The 16,289-nt window shown below is 50.0% G+C and carries 19 protein-coding genes, 3 tRNA genes and 1 pseudogene; 18 read left to right on the plus strand and 5 right to left on the minus strand.

Annotated elements, in window-relative coordinates; translation table 11 throughout:
- The first annotated feature begins 9 nt into the window (after positions 1 to 9).
- The 3 genes from tcyL to sdiA all read left to right on the plus strand — a co-directional run bounded on the left by tcyL (position 10) and on the right by sdiA (position 2,380).
- Entirely contained in the window at positions 10 to 678 is a 669-nt protein-coding gene (gene tcyL / locus NMD08_RS10380; RefSeq protein ID WP_151218902.1) for a cystine ABC transporter permease, read from the plus strand.
- The gene (gene tcyN, locus NMD08_RS10385; protein ID WP_137397256.1) at positions 675 to 1,427 is read left to right on the plus strand and encodes an L-cystine ABC transporter ATP-binding protein TcyN; all 753 of its coding nucleotides are present in this window, start codon (positions 675 to 677) and stop codon (positions 1,425 to 1,427) included. Before tcyL ends, tcyN begins: the two co-directional genes overlap by 4 nt.
- Before the next feature lie 230 nt (positions 1,428 to 1,657).
- Positions 1,658 to 2,380, plus strand: a complete 723-nt coding sequence (sdiA, locus tag NMD08_RS10390; RefSeq protein ID WP_151218900.1) for a transcriptional regulator SdiA — start codon at positions 1,658 to 1,660, stop codon at positions 2,378 to 2,380.
- Positions 2,381 to 2,446: 66 nt separating this feature from the next.
- On the opposite strand, the gene NMD08_RS10395 is transcribed toward sdiA, so the two are convergent.
- Positions 2,447 to 2,671 carry a DUF2594 family protein gene (locus tag NMD08_RS10395; RefSeq protein WP_016153474.1) on the minus strand — a complete coding sequence of 75 codons (225 nt, stop codon included), beginning with the start codon at positions 2,669 to 2,671 and terminating at the stop codon, positions 2,447 to 2,449.
- A gap of 459 nt (positions 2,672 to 3,130) precedes the next feature.
- Between NMD08_RS10395 and uvrY the strand changes: the two genes are divergently transcribed.
- The 12 genes from uvrY (at position 3,131) to NMD08_RS10455 (ending at position 10,907) form a co-directional block, all read left to right on the plus strand.
- Positions 3,131 to 3,787, plus strand: coding sequence for a UvrY/SirA/GacA family response regulator transcription factor (gene uvrY / locus NMD08_RS10400; protein ID WP_151218899.1), 657 nt, complete (start codon positions 3,131 to 3,133; stop codon positions 3,785 to 3,787).
- Complete coding sequence (uvrC, locus tag NMD08_RS10405) at positions 3,784 to 5,616, plus strand: excinuclease ABC subunit UvrC (protein WP_210905229.1); 1,833 nt, start codon at positions 3,784 to 3,786, stop codon at positions 5,614 to 5,616. The genes uvrY and uvrC overlap by 4 nt, the downstream gene beginning before the upstream one ends.
- A gap of 55 nt (positions 5,617 to 5,671) precedes the next feature.
- Entirely contained in the window at positions 5,672 to 6,220 is a 549-nt protein-coding gene (gene pgsA / locus NMD08_RS10410; protein ID WP_043016768.1) for a CDP-diacylglycerol--glycerol-3-phosphate 3-phosphatidyltransferase, read from the plus strand.
- 151 nt (positions 6,221 to 6,371) lie between these two features.
- A tRNA-Gly gene (locus tag NMD08_RS10415) sits at positions 6,372 to 6,447 on the plus strand.
- A 51-nt stretch (positions 6,448 to 6,498) separates the two neighbouring features.
- Positions 6,499 to 6,572 (plus strand) — tRNA-Cys (locus NMD08_RS10420).
- 12 nt (positions 6,573 to 6,584) lie between these two features.
- A tRNA-Leu gene (locus NMD08_RS10425) sits at positions 6,585 to 6,671 on the plus strand.
- Between the two features lie 260 nt (positions 6,672 to 6,931).
- A complete protein-coding gene (locus NMD08_RS10430) occupies positions 6,932 to 7,597 on the plus strand; it encodes a DUF1571 domain-containing protein (RefSeq protein WP_252837686.1) in 666 nt (221 codons plus the stop codon).
- Between the two features lie 13 nt (positions 7,598 to 7,610).
- Positions 7,611 to 8,081, plus strand: coding sequence for an SRPBCC family protein (locus NMD08_RS10435; protein WP_370620118.1), 471 nt, complete (start codon positions 7,611 to 7,613; stop codon positions 8,079 to 8,081).
- A gap of 196 nt (positions 8,082 to 8,277) precedes the next feature.
- Positions 8,278 to 9,420, plus strand: a complete 1,143-nt coding sequence (locus NMD08_RS10440) for a transglutaminase-like domain-containing protein (protein WP_151218880.1) — start codon at positions 8,278 to 8,280, stop codon at positions 9,418 to 9,420.
- Positions 9,398 to 9,754, plus strand: a complete 357-nt coding sequence (locus NMD08_RS10445) for a mercuric transporter MerT family protein (protein ID WP_151218879.1) — start codon at positions 9,398 to 9,400, stop codon at positions 9,752 to 9,754. Before NMD08_RS10440 ends, NMD08_RS10445 begins: the two co-directional genes overlap by 23 nt.
- Positions 9,751 to 10,032, plus strand: coding sequence for a heavy-metal-associated domain-containing protein (locus NMD08_RS10450; RefSeq protein WP_151218878.1), 282 nt, complete (start codon positions 9,751 to 9,753; stop codon positions 10,030 to 10,032). Before NMD08_RS10445 ends, NMD08_RS10450 begins: the two co-directional genes overlap by 4 nt.
- A gap of 209 nt (positions 10,033 to 10,241) precedes the next feature.
- Entirely contained in the window at positions 10,242 to 10,907 is a 666-nt protein-coding gene (locus tag NMD08_RS10455; RefSeq protein ID WP_151218877.1) for a YecA family protein, read from the plus strand.
- A gap of 26 nt (positions 10,908 to 10,933) precedes the next feature.
- Here the strand turns inward: NMD08_RS10455 and tyrP are convergent, their stop codons facing one another.
- The gene (gene tyrP / locus NMD08_RS10460) at positions 10,934 to 12,145 is read right to left on the minus strand and encodes a tyrosine transporter TyrP (RefSeq protein ID WP_370620119.1); all 1,212 of its coding nucleotides are present in this window, start codon (positions 12,143 to 12,145) and stop codon (positions 10,934 to 10,936) included.
- A 225-nt stretch (positions 12,146 to 12,370) separates the two neighbouring features.
- Here tyrP and NMD08_RS10465 point away from each other — a divergent pair, with 225 nt between their 5' ends.
- Positions 12,371 to 12,610 carry a YecH family metal-binding protein gene (locus NMD08_RS10465; protein WP_151218875.1) on the plus strand — a complete coding sequence of 80 codons (240 nt, stop codon included), beginning with the start codon at positions 12,371 to 12,373 and terminating at the stop codon, positions 12,608 to 12,610.
- Between the two features lie 45 nt (positions 12,611 to 12,655).
- On the opposite strand, the gene ftnA is transcribed toward NMD08_RS10465, so the two are convergent.
- On the minus strand, positions 12,656 to 13,153 hold the full coding sequence (ftnA, locus tag NMD08_RS10470; protein WP_151218874.1) for a non-heme ferritin: 498 nt from the start codon (positions 13,151 to 13,153) through the stop codon (positions 12,656 to 12,658).
- 192 nt (positions 13,154 to 13,345) lie between these two features.
- Positions 13,346 to 13,681 (minus strand): YecR family lipoprotein, encoded by a 336-nt coding sequence (gene yecR / locus NMD08_RS10475; protein ID WP_151218873.1) that lies wholly within the window; start codon positions 13,679 to 13,681, stop codon positions 13,346 to 13,348.
- A gap of 268 nt (positions 13,682 to 13,949) precedes the next feature.
- On the opposite strand from yecR, the gene NMD08_RS10480 reads away from it, so the two are divergent.
- Positions 13,950 to 14,588 (plus strand): RpiB/LacA/LacB family sugar-phosphate isomerase, encoded by a 639-nt coding sequence (locus NMD08_RS10480; RefSeq protein WP_151218872.1) that lies wholly within the window; start codon positions 13,950 to 13,952, stop codon positions 14,586 to 14,588.
- A gap of 31 nt (positions 14,589 to 14,619) precedes the next feature.
- Here the strand turns inward: NMD08_RS10480 and NMD08_RS10485 are convergent.
- A pseudogene (locus tag NMD08_RS10485) lies at positions 14,620 to 15,836 on the minus strand (MFS transporter).
- 129 nt (positions 15,837 to 15,965) lie between these two features.
- Between NMD08_RS10485 and NMD08_RS10490 the strand changes: the two are divergent.
- Positions 15,966 to 16,217 (plus strand): DUF2766 family protein, encoded by a 252-nt coding sequence (locus NMD08_RS10490; RefSeq protein ID WP_003034595.1) that lies wholly within the window; start codon positions 15,966 to 15,968, stop codon positions 16,215 to 16,217.
- Positions 16,218 to 16,289 lie beyond the last annotated feature (72 nt).

Consider the following 16,289-nt stretch of genomic DNA (forward strand, 5'->3'; position numbering starts at 1 on the left):
AAAACGCTAATGCAAGAAAGTATCCAACTGGTGATTGATTCTCTGCCGTATCTGCTCAAAGGCGCGGTTTTTACGCTGCAACTGAGTATCGGCGGGATGTTCTTTGGCCTTGTGCTGGGGTTTATTCTGGCACTGATGCGTCTGTCGCCGCTGCTGCCTGTGCGTTGGCTGGCGCGCTTTTATATCTCTGTCTTTCGCGGAACACCGTTGATTGCCCAGCTGTTTATGATTTATTACGGTCTGCCGCAGTTTGGTATTGAGCTGGACCCCATCCCGGCAGCAATGATTGGCTTGTCGCTTAATACAGCCGCTTACGCTGCGGAAACGCTGCGTGCGGCAATCTCTTCCATCGATAAGGGGCAGTGGGAGGCGGGGGCCAGTATTGGTATGACGCGCTGGCAAACCATGCGTCGGGCGATCCTGCCGCAGGCTGCGCGGGTTGCACTTCCACCGCTGAGCAACAGCTTTATCAGCCTGGTGAAAGACACCTCTCTGGCCGCGACTATTCAGGTACCGGAACTGTTCCGTCAGGCGCAATTGATTACCTCGCGTACGCTGGAAGTGTTCACGATGTATCTGGCGGCCTCGCTGATTTATTGGGTGATGGCAACGGTGCTTTCTGCACTGCAAAACTATTTTGAAGAGCAACTGAACCGCCAGGAGAGAGAGCCGAAATGAGTGCTATCGAAGTCAGAAACCTGGTCAAAAAATTTCATGGACAAACGGTGCTTCATGGGATCGATCTTGACGTCAAACCCGGTGAAGTGGTGGCAATTATCGGGCCGAGCGGTTCGGGCAAAACCACGCTGCTGAGAAGCATTAATTTGCTGGAGCAACCGGAGGCGGGCACCATTAAAGTCGGTGAGATTACGATCGATACCGCGCGTTCGTTAACTCAGCAAAAAGGCCTGATTCGTCAGTTGCGCCAGCATGTGGGTTTTGTGTTCCAGAACTTTAATTTGTTCCCGCATCGTACGGTACTGGAAAACATTATTGAAGGTCCGGTGATTGTTAAAGGCGAGCCGAAAGCCGAAGCCATAGCGCGTGCGCGCGAACTGCTGGCAAAAGTCGGGCTGGCAGGTAAAGAAACCAGCTATCCACGTCGCTTGTCCGGTGGACAACAGCAGCGTGTGGCTATTGCCCGAGCGCTGGCGATGCGCCCTGAGGTGATTCTTTTTGATGAGCCGACCTCTGCGCTCGACCCTGAACTGGTTGGCGAGGTACTTAATACCATCCGTCAACTGGCGCAGGAAAAGCGTACGATGGTGATTGTGACGCACGAAATGAGCTTTGCGCGTGACGTGGCCGATCGGGCGATATTTATGGATCAAGGACGGATAGTAGAACAAGGGCCAGCGAAATCCTTATTCACGCATCCGCAGCAGCCACGAACCCGTCAGTTTCTTGAAAAGTTTCTGATGCAATAAATAGTGCATGCAGCACTCGTCTAAATTGTTTTTAGCGAGTGCTGTTCGCATAACTATTTATAATTATTGCTTTATTATTAACGTTTAATGCTGTTACTTTCTTCCGCCATTGAGTAATGCTCAAGTAATTGCTCAGTTGTCCGATAATTTACATATATAAAATACATTTATGTGTTAGCTTGTTTCATATGTTTGGATGATTATCAATCTCAGGGGTATTACCACTTAGTATGCAGGGTCATGATTTCTTCACCTGGCGACGGAGCATGCTGTTACGCTTTCAGGAAATGGCGACGGCAGAGGATGTCTATAACGAATTACAACAACAGACGCAGCATTTAGAGTTCGACTTTTACGCGCTCTGTGTTCGTCATCCCGTACCTTTTACCCGGCCTAAAACGTCGCTTCACACGACGTATCCCAAAGCCTGGGTGGCGCATTATCAGTCCGAGAATTATTTTGCGATTGACCCGGTACTGAAACCTGAAAACTTCAGTCAGGGGCATTTACCCTGGAACGATTCCTTATTTCGCGATGCACAGCCCCTGTGGGATGCTGCGCGCAATCACGGTTTACGGAAAGGAATGACGCAATGCTTAATGTTGCCTAATCGGGCGTTGGGTTTTTTATCGGTATCGCGTGCGAGTGTCCGTAATAGTTGTTTTGCCAGCGATGAGGTAGAGCTCAGGATGCAACTACTGGTGCGGGAAAGTTTGTCGGTACTGACGCGGCTGGAAGATGACATGGTCATGGCGCCAGAGATGCGCTTTAGTAAGCGGGAAAAAGAAATATTGAAATGGACGGCGGAGGGGAAAACCTCTTCAGAGATAGCGATAATTCTGTCGATTTCTGAAAATACCGTTAACTTTCACCAGAAAAATATGCAAAAGAAATTTAATGCACCAAACAAAACGCAGATCGCCTGTTATGCCGCTGCAACCGGGCTTATCTGAGTAAATTACCGTTCTGAGTTTCAGACGCAAAACCGGCTGATAGCGATGCTCTCAGCCGGTTTCTTATTACTGGCGGTAAGCCTGTTTAATTTGCTTAACAGTGCTGGAAAATACCGCAGCCTGTGATTGATCTTCAATCAGTGCGATCTGTTTTTCCATTTTAAGAATCACGCGTCCTGCATCGGCTTGACCCATTGCCTGCAGCATCAGCGTTAACATGGCTTTCAGGCAGGTGACTTCATTGGCCAGTTCCTGGTTATTCTCAGCAGTGGAAAAGTCAGGCGTACTCATTTATTTTCCTCGTTATGTTTCAATGAAAAAGTGCGATGTCAAATCTTAAGGCGGCGGAGTATACCATAAGCGAGGCTAAAAATATCAGTGGTTGTTTTTTGTGCAATTGAGAGGTGCGGACATTAAAATAAACAACTTGTTGCAGCGCATATATTTTCTCCACTTGTTGTTTATTTCGAGTATTTTACTCGTTAATTATTGTTACAACTTTGACCGCTTGGTTTGCATTCAGCGAAGGAATATGATCTTTTTGTCACCATTATGAAACAGCTACACAGATATAACCGTGGCAAAAGGTTATCAGTACTGAATGTTTCCACTCTTCGTACAATCTAATTTCCAAAAACGAGAGCAAAATCGAAAGACAGGTGTTTTTTACATTTCAAAGTTGAGATAAAACCCGTTAACATAGGACCGATTAACTATCGGTAGCGTTATCCCTATTCTGGAGATATTCCTTTGATCAACGTTTTTCTTGTTGATGACCACGAACTGGTGCGCGCAGGGATACGACGCATTCTTGAAGATATAAAAGGCATTAAAGTTGTCGGCGAGGCGTGCTGCGGCGAGGATGCGGTAAAATGGTGCCGCTCAAACGCCGTTGACGTTGTGCTGATGGACATGAATATGCCCGGTATTGGTGGCCTTGAGGCAACGCGTAAAATTGCGCGTTCAACGGCTGACATTAAAGTGATCATGCTGACTGTCCATACCGAAAATCCGTTGCCTGCAAAAGTCATGCAGGCAGGAGCCGCGGGCTATCTCAGCAAAGGGGCTGCGCCCCAGGAGGTCGTAAGTGCGATTCGTTCGGTTTTTTCCGGCCAACGTTATATAGCCTCCGACATCGCTCAGCAGATGGCGCTCAGCCAGATTGAGCCTGAGAAAACGGAAACCCCGTTTGCCAGTTTGTCTGAACGTGAGTTGCAGATTATGCTGATGATCACCAAAGGTCAGAAGGTCAATGAGATCTCAGAACAGCTGAATCTTAGTCCTAAGACGGTGAACAGTTATCGTTATCGAATGTTCAGTAAATTAAACATTCACGGCGATGTTGAACTGACTCACCTGGCAATTCGCCATGGCCTGTGTAATGCGGAGACATTAACAAGCCAGTGACCGATCAGTTTGATGCTAAAGCTTTCCTGAAAACCGTGACCAGTCAGCCCGGCGTTTATCGCATGTATGATGCCGCCGGGACGGTCATCTATGTCGGGAAAGCGAAAGACCTGAAAAAAAGGCTTTCCAGCTACTTTCGTAGCAACCTCGCGTCGCGTAAAACCGAAGCGCTGGTCGCGCAAATACAGCAGATTGATGTCACGGTAACGCACACCGAAACCGAAGCGTTACTGCTTGAGCACAACTACATTAAGCTGTATCAGCCGCGCTATAACGTTTTGCTGCGTGACGATAAATCCTATCCTTTTATTTTCCTCAGCGGCGATACCCATCCTCGCCTCGCGATGCATCGTGGCGCAAAGCACGCCAAAGGCGAGTACTTTGGCCCGTTCCCTAACGGCTATGCGGTACGTGAAACGCTGGCGCTGTTGCAGAAAATATTCCCTATTCGTCAGTGCGAAAATAGTGTTTATCGCAACCGCTCGCGTCCATGTCTGCAATATCAGATTGGCCGCTGCCTCGGTCCGTGTGTGGCGGGCCTGGTGAGTGAGGAAGAGTATGCGCAGCAGGTTGATTACGTTCGTCTGTTCCTGTCCGGGAAAGACGATCAGGTATTGACCCAACTGATCGCCCGGATGGAAAAGGCCAGCCAGAGTCTCGAATTTGAAGAGGCTGCGCGCATTCGTGACCAAATTCAGGCCGTACGCCGCGTGACCGAAAAACAGTTTGTTTCTAATACTGGAGACGATCTGGACGTCATCGGCGTGGCGTTTGATGCAGGCATGGCCTGTGTGCACGTTCTGTTTATTCGCCAGGGTAAAGTGTTAGGCAGTCGCAGCTATTTCCCGAAAGTGCCTGGTGGAACAGAGCTCGGCGAGGTCGTAGAAACCTTCGTCGGACAGTTTTATCTGCAGGGGAGTCAGATGCGCACCTTACCCGGTGAGATCCTGCTCGATTTTAAGCTTAGCGATAAAACCTTGTTGGCGGATTCTTTGTCTGAGTTGGCTGGGCGGAAGATTAATGTTCAGACGAAACCACGAGGCGATCGCGCCCGTTATTTGAAGCTGGCGCGAACTAATGCGGCAGTGGCGTTAACCACGAAGCTTTCCCAGCAGTCGACGATTACACAACGTCTGACGGCGCTGGCATCGGTACTGAAGCTTCCGGAAGTAAAACGCATGGAGTGCTTTGATATCAGTCATACGATGGGCGAGCAGACGGTTGCCTCCTGCGTGGTATTTGATGCCAATGGACCGCTGCGTGCGGAGTATCGTCGCTATAACATCACTGGCATTACGCCGGGTGATGATTATGCGGCCATGAATCAGGTTCTGCGTCGGCGTTACGGTAAGGCGATTGAAGAAAGTAAGATTCCGGACGTTATCTTGATCGACGGCGGTAAAGGTCAACTGGGGCAGGCGAAAGCCGTTTTTGCTGAGCTGGACGTTCCCTGGGACAAACAACATCCGCTATTGCTGGGGGTGGCAAAAGGGGCCGATCGTAAAGCCGGCCTGGAAACGCTGTTCTTTGAGCCGGAAGGAGAGGGCTTTAGCCTGCCACCGGATTCGCCTGCGTTGCACGTTATCCAGCATATCCGCGATGAATCTCACGATCATGCGATTAGCGGACACCGTAAAAAACGGGCGAAGGTGAAAAGTACCAGCACGCTGGAAACCATTGAGGGCGTTGGACCAAAACGTCGGCAGATGTTGTTGAAATATATGGGCGGTTTGCAAGGTCTTCGTAACGCGAGCATTGAAGAAATTGCAAAAGTGCCGGGTATTTCGCAAGCTCTGGCAGAAAAGATCTTCTACTCGTTGAAACATTAAGCCCTCTGTAGCAACATAGGGGTAATTTCACTGACAACAGATAGTTATCCGTCATATGCAATTTAATATCCCTACGTTGCTCACGCTGTTTCGCGTCATCCTGATCCCATTCTTTGTATTGGCGTTTTATCTGCCATTCACCTGGGCTCCCTTCGTTTGCGCGCTGATCTTCTGTATCGCGGCGGTCACCGACTGGTTTGACGGTTTTCTGGCGCGTCGCTGGAACCAAAGCACGCGTTTTGGCGCCTTCCTCGATCCGGTCGCTGATAAAGTGCTGGTGGCTATCGCGATGGTGCTGGTGACCGAACACTATCACAGCTGGTGGGTGACGCTGCCTGCCGCCACGATGATCGCGCGTGAAATAATTATCTCTGCGCTGCGTGAATGGATGGCTGAACTGGGTAAACGCAGCAGTGTGGCAGTGTCCTGGATCGGAAAAGTGAAAACTACTTCCCAAATGGCCGCGTTGGCATGGCTGCTTTGGCGTCCAAATATCTGGGTTGAGTACGCAGGGATCGCACTTTTCTTCGTTGCCGCGATACTGACTTTGTGGTCAATGTTCCAGTATTTGAGCGCTGCATGGGGAGATTTGCTTGAACAGTGATCGTTTCGACGCAAATTTCAGCAAACGATCGTCAGTGGTGAAAAATATCGTTGACTCATTGCGTCAGGTAAGTAGAATGCAACGCATCGAACGGCAGCACTGATTGCCAGACGATAACAAAATCAAGTGATTAACAAAGTTACTTGGTGATGCGGGAATAGCTCAGTTGGTAGAGCACGACCTTGCCAAGGTCGGGGTCGCGAGTTCGAGTCTCGTTTCCCGCTCCAGATTAAAGACATCGGCAATTGCGGATGTCGGCTGAAAAGCCAGAAGATTTCGGCGCGTTAGCAAAGCGGTTATGTAGCGGATTGCAAATCCGTCTAGTCCGGTTCGACTCCGGAACGCGCCTCCAATTTCTTCCCGAGCCCGGATGGTGGAATCGGTAGACACAAGGGATTTAAAATCCCTCGGCGTTCGCGCTGTGTGGGTTCAAGTCCCACTCCGGGTACCATGGGAAAGAACAGAATAATCAAAGCAATAAGCAGTGTCGTGAAACCACCTACGGGTGGTTTTTTTGTGCCTGTTATTCTGGATAACTTGCGGCAGGTAAATCTGCTTGATGCGTTAACCGACCTCAAAACCCCCATTGTTGCCAATCTTTCTATTTGCGAATCGGCGCGAGTGGGGAATGGCTCGCAATTTAAGAACTATAATAAAAGTATCGACAGGTGATGACTCCTGTTGGCAGAGAGTGCTGATACAGGGGCGGTCATGAGCGTCTCATTTTCTCCGCTAGTCGTGTTCGCGGCATTACTTGTCTTGAGTTGCTCAGCATTTTCGCAGACTGGCAGGATCATCGATCCGATTGCGGTTTCACAACGTTCATTCACTAACATGACTTCTTATCAGGTTATGCTGCGCTCCTCGTCGCCGTTGGGTGAAAGCAAAATCATTCGCTACAGCTATCAAAAACCCGGCTACGTGCGAATGGATTTTACCCAGCCGCATTCAGGTGCAGTGATCATCTTTAATCCTGTCAGCGGTAAAGTGACATTATGGCCATTCGGTGTGGGTACATTGCCCATTTTCCACCTATCGCCCACCAATTCATTGATCCAGGATGAGCGCGGTCATCGGGTGGATCGCTCTGATATTGGCGTGTTGCTGGGTAATATTCGCCATTTGCAGCGCTCGGGTACAACGACCATCGTTGGTCAGGAGAGCATTGCAGGACGGGCGACAACCCGCGTGTCCGTGGTTGGGCCGGGAACCATGGTTGTTGATGGTGTTCACCGCTACGACATCTGGCTGGATAATTATCACGGACTCCCTGCCAAAGTGATCAGCTATGCGCCTGATGGTCAGCGATCAGAAACCGTTCTGCTGGATGCTATGATTATCAACATCCGTTTCCCCGCCAATTTCTTCACGCCTTGAGGGAATCTTGACTATGGCTGACTATCAGTTTTCCACGCTCTGGCGGGTTGAGGCTTCAATTCAGGATGTATGGGATGTTTTTTCTCATCCGGACCAGTGGCCGGAATGGTGGGGAAGTCTGGAACGTATCGTTGAGATAAAGAAAGGGGACATGCGGGGTATTGGTGCGCTGCACCGTTATACCTGGAAAGGCGTGCTCCCTTATCGCTTAACCTTTGATATCAACGTCTTGAATATTCAGCCCTGCACTCTGCTTGAAGGACAAGCCAGCGGCGCGGTGGAAGGGCGAGGCGTGTGGTCTTTTTCCGCCAATGGTGCAGAGACTTTCGTCAGATATGACTGGAACGTCCGCACCACGATCCGCTGGATGAATTATCTTGCACTGCTGGCAGCCCCCGCTTTTCGGTGGAATCACGATACGGTCATGCGCGAGGGAGCAAGAGGGTTAGCCCGCAAACTGGCAACGAATGTGTATGTATACTGAACTCGTCCTCGTTACTGTACTTTTTTGCCTGTAAATGGCTTAATAGCGGCCACGTAGTTTTTCATTTCATTCACAGTTAACAGGTCTGTTATTGATGAATAGCCTCCATCGACTCACCTTTATTATCAGCGTCTGTCTGCTGTGATGATCGTATACGGTTTCCGTAGCACAACTCTTACAACATGGACAGACACTAATGCAACGTCGACAATTTCTCAAAAATAGCGTTCTCCTTTCCGCCGCCGGTTTAGTCGGCCCAGCGGTTTTAAGCCAGACGGTAAGCGCCGCAGAGCCTTCAGGCGCGCCAGTGACGCGTCGACGCTTTGTCTTATCACAAACGTATAAACTCACCCCTCCAAAGGGATCGAGCGGCGTGGTGAAACTGTGGATCCCGCTACCGGTGGATACCGCGTTTCAACAAATGACAGCGCTTGCCTTTAGTGGGAACTATAAGCAGGCGTACGTCACCACCAATAATACCTATGGTGCGAAAACGCTGTTTGCCACCTGGCCTGATTCGCAGGGCGAATTGTTGATTGATGTTAATATTGATATTGAAACCGCCGACTGGGAACCGCTGAAGCACGACGCGCTGAAAACCTGGCAAGCGCCCGAGCAGATTATTTATCCGCTGGATGTAAAACCGTACCTGTTGCCAACGGCACACACCCCTGTTGATGGGCTGGTTCTGGAAACCGCGCGTAAAATCACCGGTAATGAGACGGACCCGCTGAAAAAAGCACGTCTGATTTACGAATGGGTCAGCAGTCATATGGAACGCGATAACGACGTTATTGGCTGTGGCACGGGTGATGTGGCCGAGATCTTGAAAAGCGGTATGCTCAAAGGCAAATGTACCGACATGAGCTCCGTTTTTGTGGCTCTCGCGCGCGCCAGCGGCATTCCGGCGCGTGAACTGTTTGGCATCCGTCTGGGCAAAGCCAATAAGCTTGAACGTTATTCGAAAAGCGCTTTTGGCAAAGCCGACAGCGCGGGAGTCGCCGACGTGAGCGGCGGACAACACTGCCGCGCCGAATTCTATCTGGCAGGTTACGGCTGGTTACCTTGCGATCCCGCTGACGTGACCAAAATGCGTCTGGCAGAGAAAAAATCGCATCAGGACGCCGATGTCCAGGCCGTGAATACCTACCTGTTTGGCAACTGGGAAATGAACTGGGTTGGATTCAACTACGGGCGTGATTTCGAGCTGTATCCGGCAACGGAGCAGGGCGCGATGAACAACTTTGGTTATCCTTATGCTGAAGTCGATGGCGACCCGATTAATTTCTATGATCCTAAAGCGTTCTCCTACAGCTATGTCGCTACAGAACAACGCTAAAGGGGCGGGTCTCACTATATTGACAGCCGCTGCGGCGGCAGTCACCGCGGGTTTATGCTGCGTTGGGCCGCTGTTATACCTGCTGTTTGGTATTTCGGCGGCGAGCTTTGCCATCTTTACCCGGTTTGAGTTTTTGCGTACGCCTCTGGTGCTGCTATCCCTGGGATTATTACTGCATGTCTTCTGGCGGCTCTATTTTTCCAAACGGCTGTGGTGCTCCGGGTGGTTAACGCTGAAGCAAGCGCGCATTTTTTACTGGTGCGCGCTGGCGTTGATTTTACCTGTCCTATTTTACCCAACGCTTGTAGCCTGGTTTTATGAGGTAGTTGAATGAAGATCTTCACGTTAGTTGCATGCTTGCTGTTACCGCTGTGGGCTCAGGCGGCCAACCAAAAAGTGGTGCTGGATATACAAAACATGACCTGCTCGTTGTGCGTTATTTCGGTCAATCAGGCGCTACGTGACACTGACGGCGTGATTAAAGCAAAATCCTCCCTCAAGACCCGGCAGGCAGAAGCGATCGTGCCTGAAGGTTTTTCAACCGATATTCTACTTAACGCAGTAGCGAAAACGGGTTATACCGCAACGCTCAACCGTATTGAGCAACAGTAAACCACCTGCGGGTGGTTTTATTGTGTTTTCCCGGTATGATGCCCGGCGGCTTCGTGTTCTCTTTTGTGCGTTAACTTCCGGAATTCTCCACTTTTCCTGTTAACCTGAACAAGCGGCAGCTGTAAGCCGCATATGCCCATTTGTATCTGTTATCCCTCCAGCCATGTAGGATGATCACAGGCAAGATTTTTTGACTAAGGAAAAGCGTTATGAAAACGGGACCATTAAACGAGAGCGAACTGGAATGGCTGGATGATGTACTGACAAAGTACAACACGGACAAGGCTATTCTGGATGTATCCGAACTGGATGGTTTACTGACGGCGGTGCTGAGTTCACCGTATGAAATTGAACCGGAGCAGTGGCTGGTCGCTATTTGGGGCGGCGCGCAGTATGTTCCTCGCTGGTCCTCCGAAAAAGAAATGACGCGTTTCATGAACCTGGCGTTTCAACATATGGCGGATACGGCCGATCGTCTGGATGAATATCCTGATCAGTTTGAGCCGCTGTTTGGTTTGCGTGAAATTGACGAGCATGAACTGACCATCGTTGAAGAGTGGTGCTTCGGTTATATGCGCGGCGTTGCGTTGTCGGACTGGTCTACGTTACCAGACACGTTAAAACCAGCGCTCGAGGCTATCGCGTTGCATGGCACGGAAGAGAACTTTGCGGTGGTTGAGAAACTGACGCCAGAAGCGTTTGAAGAGAGCGTGGATGCCATTCGACTGGCAGCGCTGGATCTGCATGCCTGGTGGATGGCGCATCCCCAGGAAACGCCGGTCAAGGTACCGGTAAAAGTGGATGCCAAAGTAGGGCGTAATGACCCATGCCCGTGCGGCAGCGGCAAGAAATATAAGCAGTGCTGTTTGCATTAATAAAAGGGGCGAAAGCCCCTTTTGTTTTAACCCACTTCTGGTAGTAATCCTGCTGCAATAGAGAACTGTACTGCGATCACCACAATGCCGCACAAGAATACCAGCGCCAGCGCCGGAGCACCGCCCGCCACGCGGTAGGTAGCCTGCGGATTCTGTTTTCTGCTCTGCCATGCCAGCATCGAGGGGATCAGCAGCGCCAGCACTGCCAGGGCAACGCCCGCATAACCTAGCGCCATAACGAAGCCACGTGGATAGAATAGCGCGAATGCCAGCGGCGGCACGAAGGTCACCACGCCAGTTTGCATTCTTCCCGCTACGGTATTACGGCGCTGGAAGAGGTCGGCCAGGTAGTCAAATAATCCCAGCGCGACGCCGAGGAAAGAGGTCGCCAGCGCAAGATCGGCAAACAGATGCACCGCCAGTTCGACGTGTGGCGACGCTACGACTTCACGCAATGCCTGCAATAAACCGTTTAAGCCAGCGTGGTTGGCTAACAGCCCCATGAACGTGGACGAGTTAATACTGCCGAGCGTAGCCAGTTGCCAGAAAATATAGGCGATCAGCGGAATGGCGCTACCGGTGATAAACACCCAACGCAGTTTACGGATGTTACCGTTCATATAGCTGACGATACTGGGGACGCTGCCGTGAAAACCGAACGAAGTAAAGATAACCGGAATGGCGGACAGCGCCAGCCCCTGCTGTAGCGGCAGCGTAAGCAGGTTTACTTTATGGATATGCGGCATTAACAGGGCCAGCATCGCCACCAGGAAGATTATCTTGGCGCTGAACAACAAACGGTTGAACAGATCGACCAGCGAAGTCCCCACGCAAACTACACCACCGGCAACAAAGGTGAACAGCAGCACGCCTATGGTCGGAGAAAGAGTGGTTCCGGTCCAGTCGCTGATACTGGAAGCCAGCAGTTCACCCGCGCCACTGATATACGCCGCCGTCAGGGCGTACATTAAGAACATCATGCTAAAGCCCGTTACCCATTGTCCGTAACGACCAAGATAACGTTTTGCCAGCGTACCCAGCCCGGTGTCGGCCGGTACATGTTGATACACTTCAAGCAGCAACAGCGCGGTGTAGCACATTAACGCCCAAAGACCCACTAACAATACCAGCGTGACGCTAAATCCCACGCCTGCTGCAGCCAACGGCATTGCCAACATACCGGCGCCGATCGTGGTTCCCGCCACGATAAAAATACTACCCAGGGTTCTGTTTTTCACGCTTTCCTCTGTCCCAGAGATAATCAATGGTTATATCTGCGGCGCAGGTTAAGGCAAAACGCTATTTTCGTCAAATCACCGTTACAATGATTGTAAACTTACGTTTACGATATTTTATGCTTTAAGATGTATACCAAATGACATTTATCTGCGAATAAACCTGCGTTAGCGCAATGCAACGCCATGCAGTTCACATTAGGCTACGGCTTTTATTGAGGAGGTAGTATGGAATCTATTCACGGTCACGAAGTGCTCAACATGATGATTGAATCTGGCGAGCAGTATTCAAATGCCAGCCTTGAAGCGGCGATCACGGCACGGTTTGGCGATCAGGCGCGTTTTCACACTTGCTCTGCGACGGATATGACAGCAGCTGAACTGGTGGCTTTTTTAGCAGCGAAGGGAAAATTTATTGCAAAAGAAGACGGCTTCTCTACGCACGAAAGCAAGATCTGCCGCCACTGATATTAATAGGTAATGATGGCGTGTTGCCCTCATTACCTCACAACATTAATTCTGTGTATCAAGCGTAGCCAGTTCTTTATCGATGAAATAAAGACCTTCACCACTTTTCCCTGCCAGCGATAACTTATCGATGACAGATTTAAATAATTTCTCTTCCTCATGCTGCTCGGCAACATACCATTGCAGGAAATTAAATGTTGGATAATCCTGGTGAGTCATTGCCGCGTGTGCCAGCTCATTAATTTTCTGAGTGATTAACTGCTCGTGTTCGTAAGTCGCACGGAACAGTTCGTCTAAAGACGCATATTCAGCAAAAGGGGAAGAGACCGTGTTAATACGCGGCAAACTGCCGGTGTCGGTGAGGTAATCAAACAGACGCTGCATATGCGTCATCTCTTCCTGGGCGTGACGGCGCAAAAACGCGGCGGCACCTTCAAAGCTGTGATAGCTGCACCACGCGCTCATCTGTTGGTAGAGCAGCGATGAATACAATTCAAGGTTCATCTGCTCATTCAGTTGGTCGATCATTTCTGTTTTTAGCATGGTTCTGCTCCACAAACGTTAATATATTGACGTGGCGTCACTATAATTTGTTATTTAATTATTTGCAAAAGGTAAAATAATATAATTATTTATCAAAAATACGAATGGGAATAAAACGCATTAACGCTATTAAACTCAGGATACAAATAATGAAAAGGCAGAAGACCAGCAATAATATGCTGGTCGGAAATATTAATAATTGAAGGAAGGTGATTGGCGGATAGCGACACCGTGACACTGCCAGGCGAGCGTAATTTTGGTATTTAAGCACAGAGAACCGGCATATACGCTACAGGTTGAAACCGGTTGACCAAACGCCATTGCGTTGGCATAACCCAGGCGCTGACACTCTTTGGTCGCGGTTCCTTGGGTAACGTAGTCATCAGTACGGGCCGTTTGCAGTATGGCCTGGTTGTAGGTCAGGCGAACCACGCCGGTGATGGCGCTGGCTTCACTGACCTGCGCCTGTTTAGTAATAGTGCATCCTGTCAGCACGAGCGGCAAAAGGGCAAGGATAAAGGTCTTCATGTGATCGCTCTGAAAGTACGGAGATACGACATCATGGCATACGTGCTGCCTCAGCAATGGCTTGAATAGCCTGAAGATCACCTGCGATTAATCGCAACGACGTCATTTTATTGAGGCCATTCTGATCTGCCGAGGGAAAAATGTGAGCACTTCATTATTTTATAAAACTAAATTTCATTAAATTTGAAAGTGAGTTTGCAAAATAGTAATGTGGCCTGAATGTTATGACTTTCAGCGGACCACCGCAGCGCATTCAGGAGATTAAAGAATGAAAATTGCATTGATGATGGAAAACAGCCAGGCAAGCAAAAATGCCATCATTCATAACGAGCTTAAGGCCGTCGCGGATGAGAAAGGTTTTCCCGTGTATAACGTCGGGATGAACGACGAAAATGACCATCATCTGACCTACATCCATTTAGGTATCATGGCCAGCATCCTGCTTAATTCTAAAGCGGTGGATTTTGTTGTCACGGGGTGCGGTACGGGCCAGGGGGCAATGATGTCTTTGAATATACATCCGGGCGTGGTGTGTGGTTACTGCCTCGATCCGGCAGACGCATTCTTGTTCTCTCAGATCAACAACGGCAATGCGCTATCTCTGGCATTCGCCAAGGGTTTTGGCTGGGGTGCTGAGTTGAATGTGCGCTATATGTTTGAGAAAGCGTTCACTGGTCGTAACGGCGAAGGTTACCCACCTGAGCGTAAAGAGCCCCAGGTGCGTAACGCTGGTATACTGAATCAAGTGAAAGCGGCGGTGGTAAAAGAAAACTATTTGGACACGTTGCGCGCTATCGATCCTGAGCTGGTGAAAACCGCCGTGTCTGGTCCGCGCTTCCAGCAGTGCTTCTTTGAGAACTGCCAGGACAAAGCGATTGAATCATTTGTCCGTGAGATAATTGGCTAAATTCTGTTGGCCCGGGGGGGCACCTGCCGGGCTATCTGTTCTTGTTTGATACTGCGCTTCCAGCATCCGGGGCGAGTCGCAGCGTATCCACCATACCGACAAGACAAATAATGGCAATCATGACAAAGGCCAACCGGAAACTGCTCCCTGGAATATTGCCTAATGCCAGCCATTCACTGATTTCATCGCCGATGCGGATCCCAATAGCGGCTAATGAAATACCTAAACCTACCGCTAATTGTGTTGCCGTACTGAACAGCGTATTGGCGTAGCTCATTTGTGAAGCGGGGACGTCCGCAAAAGCGAGCGTGCTGACGCCGGTAAACTGAATAGAGCGGAACACGCCGCCCAGATACAACACCAGTAAAATAACCCAGGTGGGGGTCTGTGGCGTGAACAATGCGCAGGCCAGCAACGCCAGGACGTTCAGTGCGCCGTTGATCAGCAATAGTTTCTTAAAGCCCAGCCGGCGTATCAACGGCGTGGTAGCAGGTTTAATCGTCAGATTGCCCACAAATACCGCCAGTACCAGCGAACCCGCGTGAAAAGCGTTCATGCCGAAACCGACATGTAACATTAACGGCAGCAAAAATGGTACTGCGCTGATTGAAGCACGAAACAGCGACCCACCGTACATGGTGACGCGAAAAGTAGGGACGCTTATGGCATCCAGACGAATCATCGGCCAGGCGGTGCGACGAAAATGATGCAGAGCAAACAGGAAGGTCATTACCCCTAGCGCCAGAAGCCCTGCGGCTGCTGAGCTCCCAATAACTCCATGGCATACACCAGGCTAACCATCGCAACAGAGGTCGCGATAAACCCCGAGATATCGAACGGGCGGCGCTCGTCGTCATGAATATCCGGGATAAAACGTAGCGCCAGCACAATCGCCAGTATTCCCAGCGGAACATTAATAAAGAAAATCCAGCGCCAGTTGGCGTAGCTGGTGATGAATCCTCCCAAAGGAGGACCAATAATAGGCGCGACTAATACGGGCCACGTCAGGGTCGCAATAGCAGTGATCAATTGATGTTTAGGTGTGGTACGCAGTACCGCGAGAGTGATCAGGTAGGTGCTAATGCCAATGTTCAGATCTACCGCCTGCACGCCAAAACTAATGGCCATGTCAGGCAGGGCGGTGGCAATTACCGTACCGTCGATAAACTCCATAAAGAAAGCTCCGGCAACAAGTAATGCTGCCGGGGAAAGACCGCGTTTGTTCTCAACCGCTAGCTTTTCACTCATGCTGTGCTTGCCATCTCAAAAGAAACTGACTGGAACTATTTTTAGTTTCAGCGTATTCGTAATGCGTGTGCGGCTATCGTTTCGAGCGCTGAATGGGTACTATGACGACCTTTCTATAAGGAGCTCACTATGTCCCAAACACTGAATGCCGATCAGGAACTGCTCTCGGACGTTGTTGCCTGTCAGCTGGTTATCAAGCAAATTCTGGATGTTCTTGATGTTATTGCCCCGGTAGAAGTTCGGGAGAAAATGTCCAGCCAGCTGAAAAGCATCGATTTTTCCAGCCATCCTGCAGGTGCCGATCCGGTCACAATGCGTGCAATACAAAAAGCGGTTGCCTTGATCGAGTTGAAATTCACGCCGCAGAATGAATCTCACTAAAATAAACCGTTGTTTCAGGTTTTAGAAAGGTTTTTTTGCGCCTCGCAGAATGGGAGGCGCAGATGTTGAGGC

This window comes from Citrobacter meridianamericanus (assembly GCF_041320245.1).
GTDB lineage: Bacteria > Pseudomonadota > Gammaproteobacteria > Enterobacterales > Enterobacteriaceae > Citrobacter > Citrobacter meridianamericanus.